Annotated in this window: 11 protein-coding genes; 1 reads left to right on the plus strand and 10 read right to left on the minus strand. The window is 59.2% G+C overall.

What is annotated here, in order from left to right:
- Window positions 1–39 precede the first annotated feature (39 nt).
- The 9 genes from gltB to LJY18_RS03320 all read right to left on the minus strand — a co-directional run bounded on the left by gltB (window position 40) and on the right by LJY18_RS03320 (window position 12,933).
- Window positions 40–4,488: a glutamate synthase large subunit gene (gene gltB / locus LJY18_RS03280; RefSeq protein WP_238040363.1), complete on the minus strand. Its 4,449-nt coding sequence runs from the start codon at window positions 4,486–4,488 to the stop codon at window positions 40–42.
- Between the two features lie 270 nt (window positions 4,489–4,758).
- Window positions 4,759–6,330, minus strand: coding sequence for an AAA family ATPase (locus LJY18_RS03285; protein WP_238040364.1), 1,572 nt, complete (start codon window positions 6,328–6,330; stop codon window positions 4,759–4,761).
- A 10-nt stretch (window positions 6,331–6,340) separates the two neighbouring features.
- Window positions 6,341–7,444, minus strand: coding sequence for a 3-dehydroquinate synthase (gene aroB, locus LJY18_RS03290; protein ID WP_238040365.1), 1,104 nt, complete (start codon window positions 7,442–7,444; stop codon window positions 6,341–6,343).
- A gap of 51 nt (window positions 7,445–7,495) precedes the next feature.
- Complete coding sequence (gene aroK, locus LJY18_RS03295; RefSeq protein WP_238040366.1) at window positions 7,496–8,014, minus strand: shikimate kinase AroK; 519 nt, start codon at window positions 8,012–8,014, stop codon at window positions 7,496–7,498.
- 5 nt (window positions 8,015–8,019) lie between these two features.
- Window positions 8,020–10,095, minus strand: coding sequence for a type IV pilus secretin PilQ (gene pilQ, locus LJY18_RS03300; protein ID WP_238041104.1), 2,076 nt, complete (start codon window positions 10,093–10,095; stop codon window positions 8,020–8,022).
- A 54-nt stretch (window positions 10,096–10,149) separates the two neighbouring features.
- The gene (gene pilP, locus LJY18_RS03305; protein ID WP_238040367.1) at window positions 10,150–10,677 is read right to left on the minus strand and encodes a type 4a pilus biogenesis lipoprotein PilP; all 528 of its coding nucleotides are present in this window, start codon (window positions 10,675–10,677) and stop codon (window positions 10,150–10,152) included.
- Window positions 10,674–11,297, minus strand: a complete 624-nt coding sequence (gene pilO / locus LJY18_RS03310) for a type 4a pilus biogenesis protein PilO (protein WP_238040368.1) — start codon at window positions 11,295–11,297, stop codon at window positions 10,674–10,676. The genes pilP and pilO overlap by 4 nt, the downstream gene beginning before the upstream one ends.
- A complete protein-coding gene (gene pilN, locus LJY18_RS03315) occupies window positions 11,294–11,869 on the minus strand; it encodes a type 4a pilus biogenesis protein PilN (RefSeq protein WP_238040369.1) in 576 nt (191 codons plus the stop codon). The genes pilO and pilN overlap by 4 nt, the downstream gene beginning before the upstream one ends.
- The gene (locus tag LJY18_RS03320) at window positions 11,869–12,933 is read right to left on the minus strand and encodes a pilus assembly protein PilM (RefSeq protein ID WP_238040370.1); all 1,065 of its coding nucleotides are present in this window, start codon (window positions 12,931–12,933) and stop codon (window positions 11,869–11,871) included. Before LJY18_RS03320 ends, pilN begins: the two co-directional genes overlap by 1 nt.
- 181 nt (window positions 12,934–13,114) lie before the next feature.
- Here LJY18_RS03320 and LJY18_RS03325 point away from each other — a divergent pair, with 181 nt between their 5' ends.
- The gene (locus LJY18_RS03325; protein ID WP_238040371.1) at window positions 13,115–15,553 is read left to right on the plus strand and encodes a penicillin-binding protein 1A; all 2,439 of its coding nucleotides are present in this window, start codon (window positions 13,115–13,117) and stop codon (window positions 15,551–15,553) included.
- A 272-nt stretch (window positions 15,554–15,825) separates the two neighbouring features.
- On the opposite strand, the gene LJY18_RS03330 is transcribed toward LJY18_RS03325, so the two are convergent.
- Window positions 15,826–17,094, minus strand: coding sequence for a malic enzyme-like NAD(P)-binding protein (locus LJY18_RS03330; RefSeq protein WP_238040372.1), 1,269 nt, complete (start codon window positions 17,092–17,094; stop codon window positions 15,826–15,828).
- Window positions 17,095–17,190: the final 96 nt, after the last annotated feature.

Raw genomic sequence — 17,190 nt, forward strand, 5'->3', positions numbered from 1 at the left:
CGCTACTTCATAGCGCCAGGCATACCGCTTGAAACTGCGTTACTGCGGGTTGGCCCGGGTGCTGGAGAGCAGCGACTTCAGGCTCGCGGCCTTGGGTTTGACCAACCAGAACTTGCGCAGGTAATCGTCGAGGTTTTCCAGCAGGTTGCTCCCCCATTCGCTGGCGGTCTCCTGCACATACTCGGCGAGCACACGCTCCAGATGGCTGCGATAGGCCTCCATCGACTCGTTGTTGATCCGCTGGATCTCAACCAGTTCATGGTTGACCCGGTCGTAGAAGCTGTTGTCCTGGTCGAGTACATAGGCGAAGCCGCCAGTCATGCCGGAACCGAAGTTATAGCCGGTCTTGCCCAGCACGCAGACGAAACCGCCGGTCATGTATTCGCAGCAATGATCGCCGGTGCCCTCGACCACGGCATGCGCGCCGGAGTTGCGCACGGCGAAACGCTCGCCCGCGGTGCCGGCGGCGAACAACTTGCCGCCGGTGGCGCCGTACAGGCAGGTGTTGCCGATGATGGCGCTGTCCTGGGTCTTGAATGGGCTGCCCTTCGGCGGCACGATCACCAGCTTGCCGGCCGTCATGCCCTTGCCCACGTAGTCGTTGGCATCACCTTCCAGGTACAGGTTCAGGCCACCGGCGTTCCACACGCCGAAGCTCTGCCCCGCAGTGCCCTTGAAGCGGAAGGTGATAGGCGCCTTGGCCATGCCCTTGTTGCCGTGCACACGGGCGATTTCGCCGGATACGCGGGCCCCGATGGAACGGTCGCAGTTGCAGATATCCAGGGCGAACTCGCCACCGCTGGCGGCATCGATTGCCGGTTTGGCCAGCTCGACCATCTTCTCGGCCAGCAGGCCCTGGTCGAACGGCGGATTCCTGTCGACCTGACAGAACTGCGGCTTGTCGGCCGGAATGTGATCGCTGCCCAGCAACGGGCTCAGGTCCAGGTGATTCTGCTTGGCGGTCTCGCCCGGCAGAATCTCCAACAGATCGGTACGACCGATCAGCTCTTCGAGGCTGCGCACGCCGAGCTTGGCCAGCCACTCGCGGGTCTCTTCGGCGACATAGGTGAAGAAGTTCATCACCATCTCGACGGTGCCGATGAAGTGATCCTTGCGCAGCTTGTCGTTCTGCGTGGCCACGCCGGTGGCGCAGTTGTTCAGGTGGCAGATTCGCAGGTACTTGCAGCCCAGGGCGATCATCGGCGCGGTGCCGAAGCCGAAGCTCTCGGCGCCGAGGATGGCCGCCTTGACCACATCCAAACCAGTCTTCAGGCCACCGTCTGTCTGCACCCGCACCTTGCCGCGCAAGTCGTTGCCGCGCAGGGTCTGGTGGGTTTCCGCCAGGCCCAGCTCCCAGGGCGCACCGGCGTAGCGGATCGAACTCAGTGGCGATGCACCGGTACCGCCATCGTAACCGGAGATGGTGATCAGGTCGGCATAGGCCTTGGCCACGCCGGCGGCGATGGTGCCGACACCGGCTTCGGCCACCAGCTTGACCGAGACCAGTGCCGCCGGGTTGACCTGCTTGAGGTCATAGATCAGCTGCGCCAGGTCTTCGATCGAATAGATGTCGTGATGCGGCGGCGGCGAAATCAGGGTCACACCGGGTACGGCATAACGCAGGCGGGCGATCAGGCCATTGACCTTGCCCCCCGGCAGCTGACCACCCTCGCCGGGCTTGGCGCCCTGGGCCACCTTGATCTGCAGCACTTCGGCGTTGACCAGGTATTCAGGGGTCACGCCGAAACGGCCGGTGGCCACCTGCTTGATCTTCGAGCTGCGCACCGTGCCATAGCGGGCCGGATCTTCGCCGCCTTCGCCGGAGTTGGAGCGCGCGCCCAGGCGGTTCATCGCTTCGGCAATCGCTTCGTGGGCTTCGGGCGACAGCGCACCGAGGGAAATACCGGCGGAGTCGAAGCGGGTAAAGATGCTTTCCAGCGGCTCGACCTGATCGAGACTCAGCGGCTGCTCGGCCAGTTTCAGCTGCAGCAGATCGCGGATCATCGACACCGGGCGAGTGTCCACCAGGGCGCTGTATTCCTTGTACTTCTCGTAACTGCCCTGCTGCACCGCGACTTGCAGGGTGCTGACCACATCCGGGTTGTAGGCATGGTATTCGCCGCCATAGACGAACTTGAGCAGGCCGCCCTGCTGGATCGGCTTGCGGTTGTTCCAGGCCTCGGCCGCGAGCAATTTCTGTTCGGCTTCGAGATCGACGAAGCGGGCGCCCTTGATCCGGCTGGCCACACCACGGAAGCACAGGTCGGTGACTTCATCGGCCAGGCCGACCGCCTCGAACAGCTGTGCACCGCGGTAGGAGGCGACGGTGGAGATGCCCATCTTCGACAGGATCTTCAGCAGCCCCTTGGAAATGCCCTTGCGGTAGTACTTGAACACTTCGTAGAGATCGCCCAGCACTTCGCCGGTACGGATCAGGTCGCCCAACACTTCGTAGGCCAGGAACGGATAGACCGCCGAAGCGCCGAAGCCGAGCAGCACCGCATAGTGATGCGGGTCACGCGCAGTAGCGGTCTCGACCAGGATGTTGCAGTCGCAACGCAGGCCCTTCTCGGTCAGGCGATGGTGCACGGCACCGGTCACCAGCGCGGCATGGGCCGGCAGCTTGCCGGGGGCGATGTGGCGGTCGGTCAGGACCAGCAACACCTTGCCGGAGCGTACCGCTTCCTCGGCCTGGTCGGCCATGTTGCACACCGCCGCTTCGAGACCGAGCGACACGTCGTAGTTCATGTCGATCAGCTGACGCTCGAAGCCCGGACGTTCCAGGGTCATCAAGGTGCGCCATTTGGCCGGGGAAATGACCGGCGAGCTGAGGATCACGCGGGTGGCGTGCTCCGGCGACTCCTGAAAGATGTTGCGCTCGGCACCGAGGCAGATCTCCAGCGACATGACGATGGCTTCACGCAGCGGGTCGATCGGCGGGTTGGTAACCTGGGCGAACTGCTGGCGGAAATAATCGAACGGCGAGCGCACGCGCTGCGACAGCACCGCCATTGGCGTATCGTCGCCCATCGAGCCGACCGCTTCCTGACCCTGTTCGGCCAGCGGGCGCAGTACCTGATCACGCTCCTCGAAGGTGACCTGGTACATCTTCATGTACTGCTTGAGCTGATCGACGTCATAGAACGCCGAACCATGGTCGTTGTCTTCTAGGGTGGCCTGGATGCGCTGAGCATTCTTGCGCAGCCACTGCTTGTAGGGGTGACGCGACTTCAGGCGGTTGTCGATATCATCGGTGCCCAGCACCTGACCGGTTTCGGTATCCACGGCCAGGATCTGTCCCGGACCTACGCGACCCTTGGCGATCACGTCCTCGGGCTGGTAGTCCCACACGCCGATTTCCGACGCCAGGGTAATGTAGCCATTGGTCGTGGTCACCCAGCGCGCCGGGCGCAGGCCGTTGCGGTCGAGCAGGCAGACGGCATAGCGACCGTCGGTCAGCACCACTCCGGCCGGACCGTCCCATGGCTCCATGTGCATGGAGTTGTACTCATAGAACGCGCGCAGATCGGCGTCCATGGTTTCGACGTTCTGCCAGGCTGGCGGAATGATCATGCGCACGCCGCGGAACAAGTCGATGCCGCCGGTAACCATCAGTTCGAGCATATTGTCCATGCTCGACGAGTCGGAACCGACGCGGTTGACCAGCGGGCCAAGCTCTTCCAGATCGAAGATCTGGTCATTGCTGAACTTGCTGCGCCGAGCCTGGGCCCAGTTGCGGTTACCGGTGATGGTGTTGATCTCGCCGTTGTGGGCAAGAAAACGGAACGGTTGCGCCAGCGGCCACTTCGGCAGCGTGTTGGTCGAGAAGCGCTGATGGAACACGCAGATAGCGGTCTGCAGGCGCTCGTCACCCAGGTCCGGGTAGAACTGCTGCAGGTCGGCCGGCATCATCAGGCCTTTGTAGATGATGGTCTTGTGCGAAAAGCTGCAGATGTAGTGATCGCTGTCTGCCGCATTGCTCACCGATGAACGGCGGCGGGCACTGAACAACTTGATCGCGAACTCCCGATCGCTGAGCTCCTCGCCACCGATGAACACCTGCTCGATCTGCGGCAGACGCTCCAGGGCCAGACGACCGAGCACGCTGGTGTCGATCGGCACCTTGCGCCAGCCAACCAGGCTCAAGCCGGCCGCCAGAATCTCGCGATTCATGTTCTCGCGAGCAGCTTCGGCTTTGACCGGGTCCTGGTTGAAGAACACCATGCCCACGGCGTACTGCTTCGGCAGCTCGACTGCGAAGTGCTGCTGGGCCATGGCGCGCAGGAAGGCATCGGGCTTCTGAATCAACAGACCGCAGCCGTCACCCGTCTTGCCGTCGGCGTTGATCCCGCCGCGGTGGGTCATGCATGTCAGCGCTTCAATAGCGGTCTGCAGCAGGTGATGGCTGGCCTCGCCCTGCATATGGGCGATCAGGCCGAAGCCACAGTTATCCTTGAACTCATCAGGACGGTACAAACCTGCTTTCATAGGGACTCTCACCAGGCTGCCTCTCAAAAAGGCAAATTACGTTCTAATTCAAATACTTACCGTGCGCGCAGGGCATAACGCCAGCTTTGCGCAGGCAAAACGGAGGTCATTGTACATATCCACCAAGGCCGTCACAAATCGGCGTGACGACCCACTGCAAGCATATGTCGCGAAAACGAAGGAACCGACCAGGCAGTCATGCTACCGACCTGATAGTCATCAGGTACAGCCCAAGCCGAAGCTGGCACGCGGCCAGACAGATAGCGCCCGTTAGCGGAGCTGGGCGATCTCGTGCTTGATACTGGCAAACGTCCGCGGCCAAGGCTTACCTGCCTGCACCTTGCTCGGCAAGCTTTTCAAGGCAACTTGAGCCGCCTCGCGAGTGGCAAAACTACCATAGGTGACGACATACAGCGGCTGCCCCTGATGCTGCTTCTTGAAATAGTGATACTGCGCCCCGTGCTCACGCACGAACGCCTGAGCACTATCCTCGGCGCGCGCACCAAGTATTTGCAGGGTATAGCGCGAACCGGCCTGAGCAGCGTACCAATCATCGACTGCCACCGTTTTCGCCGGCGCAGTTGTTAGCGCCACCGGCTTCGACGCAGGCGCCACCGGCGGAGCGGGCTGCACGGCTGGCGCAACCGGCGCAGGTGCAGGTGCAGGTGCAGGTGCAGGTGCAGGTGCGACCGGCGCTGGGGTCACCGACGCCATCGGTGGCTCGCGCTCATCCACCAGCACACCAATAGCACTCGACCCTGCGACATCAGCGACATCGGCCTCCTCGACCCCGCTCAAGCCAGCAGCGCGCGCCAAAGGCTCGCGCATAACCGGCTGAGACTCACCCACCAGGGGCAGCGGGACGGGCTGATTGCCACCCTCGAACTCTATTGCCGGGGCGCCGGAAGCAGGAGCAGGCGCATCGACAACTGGTTGCTCGATCCGATCGAGAGGCAACTGCGTCGTGACAGCTATCTCTTGCGCTTCATCCGGACGGCCCTGCATCAGCCAGGCCGCCAGGACCCCAAGTCCAACCACCGCCAATGCCAGCAGATGCTTGCGCGGCAGGTTGAATGCAAAGCCTGCGCGCTTGGCGGCACCGCGCTGTGCCAGCATGGCCTCGATCAAGGTGTCGCGGGCAACCTGATTGATCGCCCCGGGCCAGCCCCCGGACTGCTCGTGAATGGCCGCGACCTGCTCATCCGATAACAACTCAAGCCCCTGCCCAGCGCCCTCTAACCGCTGAGCCAGGTACTCACGTGTTTCCTCTTCGCTGTAGGGCTGCAGCTCGATGGCATGGAAGCACTCTTCACCATCAGCCAGCAGTTCAAGCCGCGCAATCAACTCAGGCTCGCCAAACAGAAATACATGCGGCCGCCCCTCGCCACTCCCAGCCGCCAGAGCCAGCAAGCTGCCGAGCGCCGCATCACTCAACTGCTCCGCATCGTCGACCAGCAAGTAGACGTCCTGTCCCGTCAAGGCCAACTGGCCGACCTGCGCCAGAATCGCCTGCGACTCCGCCTGCTGCACCTGCAAGCCCTGCGCTACCTGCCGCAGAATGCCCGCCGTATCGGCTGCGCCCTGAGCGGAAACAACCACGCTATGCACTGCCTGCTTGTTGGTACTGGCCACCAGCGCCTGGCGTAGCAGGGTTTTGCCGCTCCCCAGGGGACCGCAGACCAACAGCAGCAACTGGCTGTATCGAGCCAGGTGATGCAACTGCCCCAAGACCGGCTTGCGCTGGGCCGGGAAAAACTTGAAACCCGGCACACGCGCCGCAAAGGGATCGTGACTGAACTGGTAGTGATCGAGGAAAGCCTCGTCAGCATGCAAACTGGTCATTGGACACTCATTAATGTTCAAGCTGATCCACCAGCGCGGCGTAATCTACGCTCAGCGTGGCATTCAAAATTTCGCGAGGGAAATCACCGGTAACCACGGCCTCGCCGATGTGACGCAACAACACCAGTCGCAACTGGCCATCCAGCACCTTTTTATCAACCGCCATATGCGCCAGAAACTGTTCGGCCGTCATGTCCTGCGGCGGCACAACGGGCAAGCCCGCCGCCTGAAACAGGCGAATGCCTCGATTGCGCTCGGCCAGTGAAATCCAACCCAGGCGCTGCGACATTTCCAGTGCCATGACCGTGCCCGCGGCAACCGCCTCCCCGTGCAACCAAACACCATAGCCTTGCTGCGTCTCGATGGCATGACCAAAGGTATGCCCCAGGTTGAGCGTGGCCCGCAGCCCCGCCTCCCGCTCATCAGCACCGACAATCCGTGCCTTGGCTGCACAGGAACGTTCGATCGCGGCAGTCAGCGCCTCTTGATCAAGCGCGCGCAGGGCAGGCATGTGCTGTTCCAACCAGGAGAGAAAAGGCTCGTCACAGATCAAGCCATACTTGATCACCTCGGCCAGCCCCGCCGACAACTCGCGGGCCGGCAAAGTGGCCAGACTGGTCGTATCGATCAAGACGGCTTGCGGCTGATAGAACGCCCCCACCATGTTTTTGCCGAGCGGGTGGTTGATCCCAGTCTTGCCACCCACCGAGGAATCGACCTGGGACAGCAACGTGGTCGGGATCTGGATGAAATTAACCCCCCGCTGATAACAGGCCGCCGCGAAACCGGCCATATCGCCGACAACCCCACCGCCCAGTGCAATCACGGTCGTATGCCGATCGTGCCGGGCGCCGAGCAGGCCATCAAAAATCTGCTGCAGGGTTTCCCAGGTTTTGAACGCCTCGCCATCCGGCAAGACAATCGCGGTCACCGCATAACCGCTAAGTGCGGCCTTGAGGGTATCCAGATAGAGCGGTGCGACTGTCTCATTGGTGACGATGGCCACTTGGCGGCCAATGATATGCGGCGCCAGCAAATCTGCACGACGCAACAGATCGGCACCGATATAAATGGGATAGCTGCGCTCAGCGAGATCGACCTGAAGAGTTTGCATGGAGCCCCCGACGTCAAAAGGGCTCTAGGATAGCGCAGATCAGCCTGCGCTTTAACGGGGAGAAAGCTCTTCCAGGCACTCCAGTATTTCCTGCACGACCAACCGCGGCGGGCGCTCATCGGTTTGCACGATGACATCGGCAATTTCGCGATACAACGGATCGCGAATCGCCAGCAGATCAGCGAGCACCTTACCCGGGTCGGCAGCGCGCAACAGCGGACGATTGCGGTCACGCGAAGTGCGATCGAGCTGCTGCTCGACCGAGGCATACAGGTACACCACACGACCACCACGTCGCAGTGCCGCGCGGTTATCCGGATGCTGCACCGCCCCTCCGCCAGTGGCCAGCACCAGACCGTCCAGCTCGCAGAGCTCGGCGATCACTGCCCGCTCGCGCTCGCGAAAGCCCTGCTCCCCCTCGACATCGAAGATCCAGGGAATATCGGCGCCGCTACGCTGTTCAATCTCCTTGTCGGAGTCCTTGAACAGCAAGCGCAACTCTTTGGCCAGCAGCCGCCCGATGGTGCTTTTACCCGCACCCATAGGGCCAACAAGAATAACATTGCGCATATATTTCAACGAGCTACCGCTACAGCCTGAGTATTCATGATGCGCGGCGTCAGGAAAATCAACAGTTCCGACTTGCTATCCTTGACCAGGTCACGCCTGAACAAGGCACCCAAGTATGGAATATCGCCAAGGAACGGTACCTTGTCTACCGACTTGCTCTGGGTGTTGGTAAACACGCCACCAATCACTATGGTTTCACCGTCAGCCACCAGCACCTTGGCATTCACCTCGTTTTTGGTGATCGCAGGCACCCCGCCGCTCGCCGCCGCATTGGAGAAGTCCGGTGCATCCTTGGTGACCTTGACTTCCATGATGATGCGGTTATCCGGCGTAATCTGCGGCGTCACCTCAAGCGACAAAGCCGCTTGCTTGAAGGAGGTGCTGGTGGCACCGCTTGAGCTCGCCTCTTGATAGGGGATCTCCGAGCCCTTGAGAATCTTGGCGGTTTCCTTGTCCGAGGTGACCACTTTGGGCTGGGAAATAACCTCACCGTTGCCGGTTTTCTCCATGGCGGACAATTCAAGATCCAACAAAGTGTTGTTGGTGATGAAGCCGAGGTTCAGACCCACATTCCTACCGGTGGCGCCCAGATCAACAAAAGTACCAGCATCAATCTCAAGCGGGTCAGAGTTTTTGACCAGGCTATTGCTCCCGCCGACGATAAAGTTGTTATCGCCGAGACTCACCCCACGCCACTCGACGCCTAGGGCTTTGTCGAAGTCGACATTTGCTTCGACGATGCGCGCCTCGACCATCACCTGACGCACCGGAATGTCGAGCTGCGCGACAATCCGGCGCAACTCATCCAGACGATCCTGAGTTTGATAAGCAATGATGCTGTTGGTTCGGTCGTCGACCGTTATCGAACCACGCTCGTCGGCACGGCCCTCGCCACTGGTGACCGACTGGAACAACTTGGCCATGTCGCTGGCCTTGGCATAGTTCACTTGGATCAGCTCGCGCCGCAGTGGCGCCAACTCTGCAATCTGTTTCTGCGACTCGAGTTCCTGACGTTCGCGCGCGGCAATCTCATCCGCTGGCGCCACCAACAGCACATTACCCACCTTGCGCTTGTCCAGGCCCTTGGTCTTCAGTACCAGATCCAGCGCCTGATCCCAAGGCACATTCTGCAAGCGCAAGGTAATGTTGCCCTGCACCGTATCACTGGCCACCAGGTTCAGATCGGTGAAGTCCGCAATCAACTGCAACACCGAGCGAACATCGATGTCCTGGAAATTCAGGGATAACTTCTCGCCAGTGTAAGCAAAACGCTCGCTTTTACGCGTTTCAACTTCATCCTGGGTCAACGGCTTGATGCTGAGCGTAAGTGTATTGTCGGTTTGATATGCCAGGTAATCGTAGAAGCCTGTCGGCTCGATCACGATACTTGCCTTGTCAGCCGAGCCCGTGGCGCTGACGAACTGTACCGGCGTAGCAAAGTCCTTGACGTCCAGGCGAACGCGTAGCGCCTCAGGCAACTGAGTCCTGGCGAAGTCCAGACGAATCTTGCCACCTTGTTCTTGAATATCAGGGCTTACCGAAGCATCCGACAGGGTAATGACAACATTCCCTTCGCCTTGCTCGCCCCGCTGGAAATCAATATTGCGAATAGCCTTGCCTTGTGCGGCATAGCTCTTGGTCGGCGCAGCGGTACTGACAACCGCCGCGGCAGTCGCCGGTCGCGCTGACGCGGAGCCAGATGCCCCTTCGCCAATCACGACATAAAGGTTGTTGCCATCAGCCCGCGTCTTGTAGGGAGCCAGGCTGGTCAGGTTGATGATCAACCGAGTTCGATCCTTCGCTTCGACCACGGTGACACTGCGCGCGTTACCCACACCCAGCTCTCGGTTCTTCGCACCCAACTTGCTGGAAACGCCTGGAAAATCCAGGGCAATCCGCGCCGGCTGCTCTATCGTATAGCCGCGCGGAGCAAGCACCGGCTCATCGAATGTCAACTTCAACTCAACGCGATCGCCCGGTAAGGCAGAAACATCAAGCCCCTGCAGGTCAGCGGCCAACAATGCTGGCGATAGCAACAGCACTAATAGAGAGATACCTAGATGCGATAAGGGGCTATTCATTCTCGGGTTCCGTTGGGCAGACCGGTTATTTTTTTTCATGATCATTCCGCTCATTCAAGAGCGCTCCTTGAGGGACAGGCTGCGCGGCCGCTCAAGCCAGCCACCCTCGCCGTCTGGAACAATCTCGACTACATCGATTTTTGCTTCATCTATCGCCAGGATGCGGCCGTAATTACGACCCAAATAATCCCCAACCTTGACGCGATGAACCCCGCCAGCCCCGTTCACCAAAGCAAACACACCGTTTGCATTGGCAAGCGTGCCGACCATTTCGAAGACCTCGATATTGAAACTCTCGAGGAACTGCTTGACCCGTGCTTCATCTGGCTTAATTTCCTGCGAGCCCTTTTGACGGCGCACCACGTCGATCTTGACCGGTGGCTGGAATGGGCTGCGCAGAGAAGAAGCCCCATAGGTGAATGCTTCATAAGGTTGAAATTTTGGCAAAGGCTCAATGACACCTTTCGGCCTGGCGCGAACCTCGTCCATGAATGCCTGCAAGTCGGAAAAATCGGCCCCCGAGCCACACCCCTGTAAGAACGACAACAAGCAGACAGATACAGCCAAACGAAGAATCTTCATTTATCCATCCCTTTATCGTTATAACGATACGTCTTCGCCATAACACTCATTCGAATAACAGAAGCGCTCTCCGTGCTAACCGGTTTAGTTTCGAAATCATGCAAGGTCACAATTCGCGGAAGACTGGCGACTCCACTGACAAAAGTCGCCAAGTCATGGTAGCTACCCACCACAACTACCTGAATAGGCAATTCTATATAAAATGGCTGCGTCACTTCAGGAAGCAACTTGATCTCTTCAAACTCAAGACCGCTGCCCAGACCGGTACGCGTAATATCCTCCAGCAGACCCGGCACTTCGGTATCGCTTGGCAGTTGGCGCAACAGGGTCCCGAAGGAAATCTCCATCTCCTTCATCTGCTCCTTATAGGCCTCAAGATTTGCAGCTTGGAAAGCCTTACTGGAAAATTGCTGTTTGAGGGCTTGTTCCTCGCCCTGCGACCGCTCCAGACTGGCCTGCAAGTCCTTCAGATGGAAGTTATAACCAAGCGCCAGCAGCACCACGAAAAACAAAACAAATACGACACCCTTGATGATTGCCGGCCATGAACCAATATTATTCAGATCAAGATTACTGAGTTCAATCTTGCGCAAGTTCTCGATGGATTCAGCCAGGCTCATTTTTCATCACCTTCTTTCGGCTCAACGCCAGGCTGCGTTTGCTTAACCGTCAGCTGGAACACATTAGCCTGATCCAGGGCACCTGCGGTGGTGGCTTTGACTTGCGTCAAGTTAGGCGCATCCAGCCAATCGGACGCATCCAGATTACGCATCAGGTTCGACACCCTATTGTTCGACTCGGCCGCCCCTACAATCGCGATATTCTTGCCTGTCATTTTGACGCTGGTGAAATACACACCATCCGGCAAGGTCCGCACCAACTGGTCGAATACTCGCCCGATGATCGGCCTGTTGCCCTGCAAGTCCTGAATAATCTTCATCCGCTCCAGCAATTGCTGGCGTCGGGTCTTCAGCTCGCTAATTTCCTTGATACGGGCATCCAGGACTGCAATTTCTTTGCGCACGAACTGGTTGCGTGAATTTTGCTGCTCGATTGCACCGCTCAGATACTGATCACCAAGGAACACCGTACCGGCAGCGACTACCACGACACCGGCTAGCGTCACCAGAAAGCGCTGCTTGCGCTCCTCGCGTAACTGCTCGCGCCATGGAAGAAGGTTAATCCGCGCCATTAATCGAAACTCCTCATCGCCAGACCACAGGCAATCATCAATGCCGGGGCATCACTGGCCAACGCTCCAGCATTGACCCTGCTGCTCAGCGCCATGTCCGCGAAGGGATTGGCAACCAGGGTTTGCGTGCCGATCTTTTGCTGAATCAGGCGGTCGAGGTCGGGAATGGAAGCCGTACCGCCAGCCAGAAGGATGTAATCGACATCATTGAACTGGCCTGCAGCAAAGAAAAATTGCAGGGAGCGAGAAACTTGCTGCACGACCGCTTCTTTGAACGGCTGCAAGACTTCACTGTCGTAGTCATCAGGAAGACCGCCCTGTTTTTTCGCGAGACCGGCCTCCTCCATGGACAGGCCGTAGCGGCGCTGGATTTCCTCGGTGAGTTGTTTGCCACCGAACAGCTGTTCTCGTGTGTAGATAGTCCGGCCGTTGTGCAGCACGCTGAGGGTGGTCATGGTTGCACCAATATCGACCACAGCCACCGTCAGTTCGTCATGCCCACTGCCAAGCTGCTCCGTGAGCAAGCCATAAGCACGCTCCAGGGCATAGGCTTCGACATCGACCACTTTGGCGACCAGCCCGGCCAGGGCCAGGGCAGCCTCGCGAACCTCTACGTTTTCCTTGCGGCAGGCGGCCAGAAGCACCTCGACTCGCTCAGGATTACGCGGCGAGGATCCTTGCACCTCGAAGTCGATAGCCACTTCCTCAAGCGGATAAGGAATGTACTGATCGGCTTCGATCTTCAGCTGATTCTCGAGGTCATCATCGGAAAGTCCGGACTCCATCTCGATGGTCTTGGTGATCACCGCGGAGCCAGCGACGGCAACAGCGACAGATTTCACACCGGTCTTGGCTTTGGCCAGCACGCGCGCAAGCGCCTGCCCGACCCCCTCAAGTTCGGCAATATTTTTCTCGACCACCGCATTTGGCGGGAGCGGCTCGACAGCGTAAGCCTCTACCTTGTAGCGGCTTCCTGAGCGACTCAATTCGAGGAGCTTGACGGAGGTCGAACTGATATCGATCCCCAACAGCGTATTCGCTTTCTTATTGAAGAGCCCTAGCACGACCGATTTCCTATTGGCATCCGCGACTTACGGACTATTTATGTTTTTTCACATTAAATAACAGTCTTGACAGAAGCGCAAATGGATCCCCGGGAAAAAAAACGCCTATAATGTGATCAGTTTTTCCCTTTTAGCATTGCCTTCCGCTTAACTCATTCTTTTATCTGGAAATCCAAAAATCTTGATGCGTTTGTTGAAGTTCATCTGCTGGTCTGGTGTCGCCACTTTTTGTGCACTGTTACTCAGTTTCAGTGGCGCCTTTCTCTATCTCAGCCCAAGCCTGCCGTCCATTGAATCGCTGCGCAGCATCCAGCTGCAGATCCCTCTCCGGGTATACAGCAGCGACGCCAAGCTGATTGCTGAATTTGGCGAAATGCGCCGATCACCGATCAAATTCGACGACATTCCGCCTGACTTCATCGGCGCCCTGCTTGCCGCTGAAGATGACAACTTTGCGAACCATTATGGCGTCGACCTTACCAGCTTGATGCGCGCTGCCACGCAAATTTTAACAAGCGGGCACATCCAGACCGGCGGCAGCACCATCACCATGCAGGTGGCGAAGAATTACTTCCTGACCAGCGAACGAAGCTTCTCACGCAAAATCAATGAAATCCTGCTTGCGCTGCAGATCGAGCGCGAATTGAGCAAGGATGAAATCCTCGAGCTCTATGTCAACAAGATCTACCTCGGCCAACGCGCTTACGGCATCGAAGCCGCCGCTCAAGTCTATTACGGCAAATCGATCAAAGAGCTCAGCCTGGCTCAACTGGCGATGATTGCAGGCCTGCCGAAAGCGCCTTCACGATTTAATCCAGTGGCCAACCCCAGCCGCGCCAAAGAACGCCGCGACTGGATTCTCGGACGCATGCACATGCTTGGCCGGATCGACCAGCAGAGCTATGAAACCGCCCTGGCCGAGCCTGGCGATGCCAGCCTCCACGCCTCCGCCCCCGAAGTCACAGCCCCCTATATAGCGGAAATGGTTCGTGCGGAAATGGTCGGCCGCTATGGCAGCGAGGCTTACACCGAAGGTTTCAGCGTCACCACCACCGTCCCAAGCGACCTGCAGAACGCGGCCAACACCGCCGTTCGTGAAGGCTTGATCGCCTACGACCAGCGCCACGGCTATCGAGGCCCAATACGCCGCCTACCCGAAATGAACAAGGCCGCCTGGCTGGATGAACTCGCCAAACGCAGCTCGCTGGGCGGCCTAGAGCCCGCTATCGTCAGCCAAATCGAAAAAAGCGGCATCCTCGTCCTGTTGCGCAGCGGCGAGGAAGAAGCGATCGCCTGGGACAGCATGAAATGGGCGCGACCGTTCCTCCACACCAATAGCCTCGGCCCACGCCCGCAACAGCCCAGCGATGTCACTCAGGTTGGCGACCTGATTCGCGTGCAACGCCAGAACGACGGCAGCTTGAGCTTCGCCCAACTACCGCTGGCGCAGAGCGCCCTGGTCTCGCTTGACCCAAATAACGGCGCGATTCGCGCGCTGGTCGGCGGCTTCTCATTCGAACAAAGCAACTATAACCGTGCAGCGCAAGCCAAGCGCCAGCCGGGCTCCAGCTTCAAACCCTTCATCTACAGCGCCGCCCTGGATCGCGGCTATACGGCCGCGAGCCTGGTAAACGATGCGCCGATCGTGTTTGTCGACGAGTACCTCGACCAGGGCTGGCGACCGAAGAACGACAACAACACCTTCCTCGGCCCTATCCGCATGCGCGAAGCCCTTTATAAATCACGCAATCTGGTGTCGATTCGCCTGCTGCAGGCCATCGGCATCGACTACGCCCTGGACTACGTCGCTCGCTTTGGCTTCGACAAGCAGGATCTCCCGCGCAACTTGTCGCTGGCACTGGGCACAGCCAACCTGACGCCATTGGAAGTTGCCCGCGGCTGGTCCACGTTTGCCAACGGCGGTTACAAAACCCAGCCCTATCTGATTGAGCGTATCGACGGTCGTTACGGCGACCCCCTGTTTATCGCCAACCCCGCCAGCACGCCAAAGGCCATCGACGCCTTAACCGCCGCTGCAGCCGACCCAGTAGCCGCTAGCGACAGCCCCGAGCAGTCGCCTGAGCAAGTGCCCGTGGCTAACGAGCCCGTTACCGCAGAGCGCATCATCGACGAACGCACTGCCTACATCATGACCAGCATGCTGCAGGACGTGATCAAGCGTGGCACCGGCCGCAGAGCCCTGGCCATGGGGCGTGATGATCTGGCCGGAAAAACTGGCACGACCAACGAGTCCAAGGACAGCTGGTTCTCCGGCTACAACGCCGATTACGTGACGACCGTCTGGGCCGGTTTCGACCAGCCGGAAAGCCTCGGCAGGCACGAATACGGCGGCACCGTCGCTCTGCCGATCTGGATGAGCTACATGGGCAGCGCCCTCAAAGACAACCCCAGTCATGCCCCTGCGGAACCCAAAGGCCTACTGACTCTGCGCATTGACCCCTACAGCGGTCGCGCTGCCGGGCCTGGCACCGTTGACGCCTACTTCGAGCTGTTCAAGAGCGAAGACTCGCCGCCACCGATGAGTGAACTGGATCCAGGCTATCGTGCCCCGGGCAGCCCGCTGCCAGCCGATGAATCGGCGCCGATCGACTTGTTCTAGCCAACGAGAATCCACCAACAAGCAAAAGACATCAGCACCTCATTGTGCCGGAGGGCCACCCCAGCACAATGCTTTTGCTTTGGCGCGGACGCGCCTGCCATCGCAGCAGGGGGCGCCCCTTAAAACCCAGTGCTGCGCCAGGCGATTTGTCAGGGCCTTGCCCGGATGCAACCCAGCTACCCGCCTTGCAGGCGGCGACTGTCAGTTCAGCACAGGCTTGACTTGCAACCATAAAAAAACCCGCCGAGGCGGGTTTTTTTTACGTGTGCGGCTTAGCCGTTGAACACATCATCCACCGACGTAAGCGGATAGTGTTTCGGGTAGGGCAGCGTTGCCACACCGCTTTCGATGGCGGCCTTGGCCACGGCATCGCAGACCACGGTGATCAGGCGTGGGTCCATCGGCTTCGGAATGATGTACTCACGACCGAACGAAAGCGCAATGCCACCGTAGGCATCGCAGACTTCCTGTGACACCGGCAGCTTGGCCAGGTCACGCAGGGCCAGGGCCGCTGCGATCTTCATCTCTTCGTTGATGCGAGTGGCGCGTACGTCCAGTGCACCACGGAAGATGAACGGGAAGCCCAACACGTTGTTGACCTGATTCGGGTAATCCGAACGACCAGTGGCCATGATCACGTCATTGCGTGCGGCATGGGCCAGCTCCGGGGAGATTTCCGGATCCGGGTTGGAGCACGCGAACACGATCGGATTGGCCGCCATGCGCATCAGGTCTTCCGCCGGGAGCAGATTGGCGCCGGACAGACCGACGAACACGTCGGCGCCCTCGAGAGCCTCGGACAGCGTGCGCTTGTCGGTCTCAGTGGCAAATATTGCCTTGTACTGGTTCAGATCGTCACGACCCGCGTGGATCACACCCTTGCGGTCGATCATGTAGATGTTTTCGACCTTGGCACCCATGCTCACCAGCAGCTTCATGCAGGAAGTCGCCGCAGCGCCTGCGCCCAGGCAGACGATCTTCGCCTGCTCCAGGGTCTTGCCGGCGATTTCCAGGGCATTGAGCATGCCGGCGGCGGTGACAATGGCGGTACCGTGCTGGTCATCGTGGAAAACCGGAATGTCGCACTGTTCGATCAACGCACGCTCAATCTCAAAGCACTCTGGTGCCTTGATGTCTTCCAGATTGATGCCACCAAAGGTGATGGAAATGCGCTTGACCGTGTCGATGAAGGCTTGCGGGCTTTCAGCGTCGACTTCGATGTCGAACACGTCGATACCGGCGAAACGCTTGAACAGCACGCCCTTGCCTTCCATAACCGGCTTGGAAGCCAACGGACCGAGGTTACCCAGGCCCAGAATCGCGGTACCGTCGGAAATCACCGCGACCAGATTGCCCTTACCGGTATAACGGTAAGCCAATTCAGGGTCACGGGCGATTTCACGCACTGGCTCGGCAACACCCGGGCTATAGGCCAGTGCCAGGTCGCGAGCAGTGGCAGTGGGCTTGGTCAGCTCGACACTCAGCTTACCCGGACGGGGCTTGGCATGATATTCGAGAGCGGCAGTTTTCAAATCAGACATAGGGGCATTTCCGCTTTTTTGGCTGTTGAACAGGCAGGCGGCCGAGGATACGCAAGTTGTATACATCTGCACAAGACTGTTAAGCCTTGCCCGGAT

The sequence above is a fragment of the Pseudomonas sp. MMS21 TM103 genome, assembly GCF_022132145.1.
Lineage (GTDB): Bacteria > Pseudomonadota > Gammaproteobacteria > Pseudomonadales > Pseudomonadaceae > Aquipseudomonas.

Bases quoted from the DNA above. Each gene is read 5' to 3' on its own strand.
- gltB (WP_238040363.1), bottom strand. From the start codon at position 4,488: ATGAAAGCAGGTTTGTACCGTCCTGATGAGTTCAAGGATAACTGTGGC.
- LJY18_RS03285 (WP_238040364.1), bottom strand. From the start codon at position 6,330: ATGACCAGTTTGCATGCTGACGAGGCTTTCCTCGATCACTACCAGTTC.
- aroB (WP_238040365.1), bottom strand. From the start codon at position 7,444: ATGCAAACTCTTCAGGTCGATCTCGCTGAGCGCAGCTATCCCATTTAT.
- aroK (WP_238040366.1), bottom strand. From the start codon at position 8,014: ATGCGCAATGTTATTCTTGTTGGCCCTATGGGTGCGGGTAAAAGCACC.
- pilQ (WP_238041104.1), bottom strand. From the start codon at position 10,095: ATGAATAGCCCCTTATCGCATCTAGGTATCTCTCTATTAGTGCTGTTG.
- pilP (WP_238040367.1), bottom strand. From the start codon at position 10,677: ATGAAGATTCTTCGTTTGGCTGTATCTGTCTGCTTGTTGTCGTTCTTA.
- pilO (WP_238040368.1), bottom strand. From the start codon at position 11,297: ATGAGCCTGGCTGAATCCATCGAGAACTTGCGCAAGATTGAACTCAGT.
- pilN (WP_238040369.1), bottom strand. From the start codon at position 11,869: ATGGCGCGGATTAACCTTCTTCCATGGCGCGAGCAGTTACGCGAGGAG.
- LJY18_RS03330 (WP_238040372.1), bottom strand. From the start codon at position 17,094: ATGTCTGATTTGAAAACTGCCGCTCTCGAATATCATGCCAAGCCCCGT.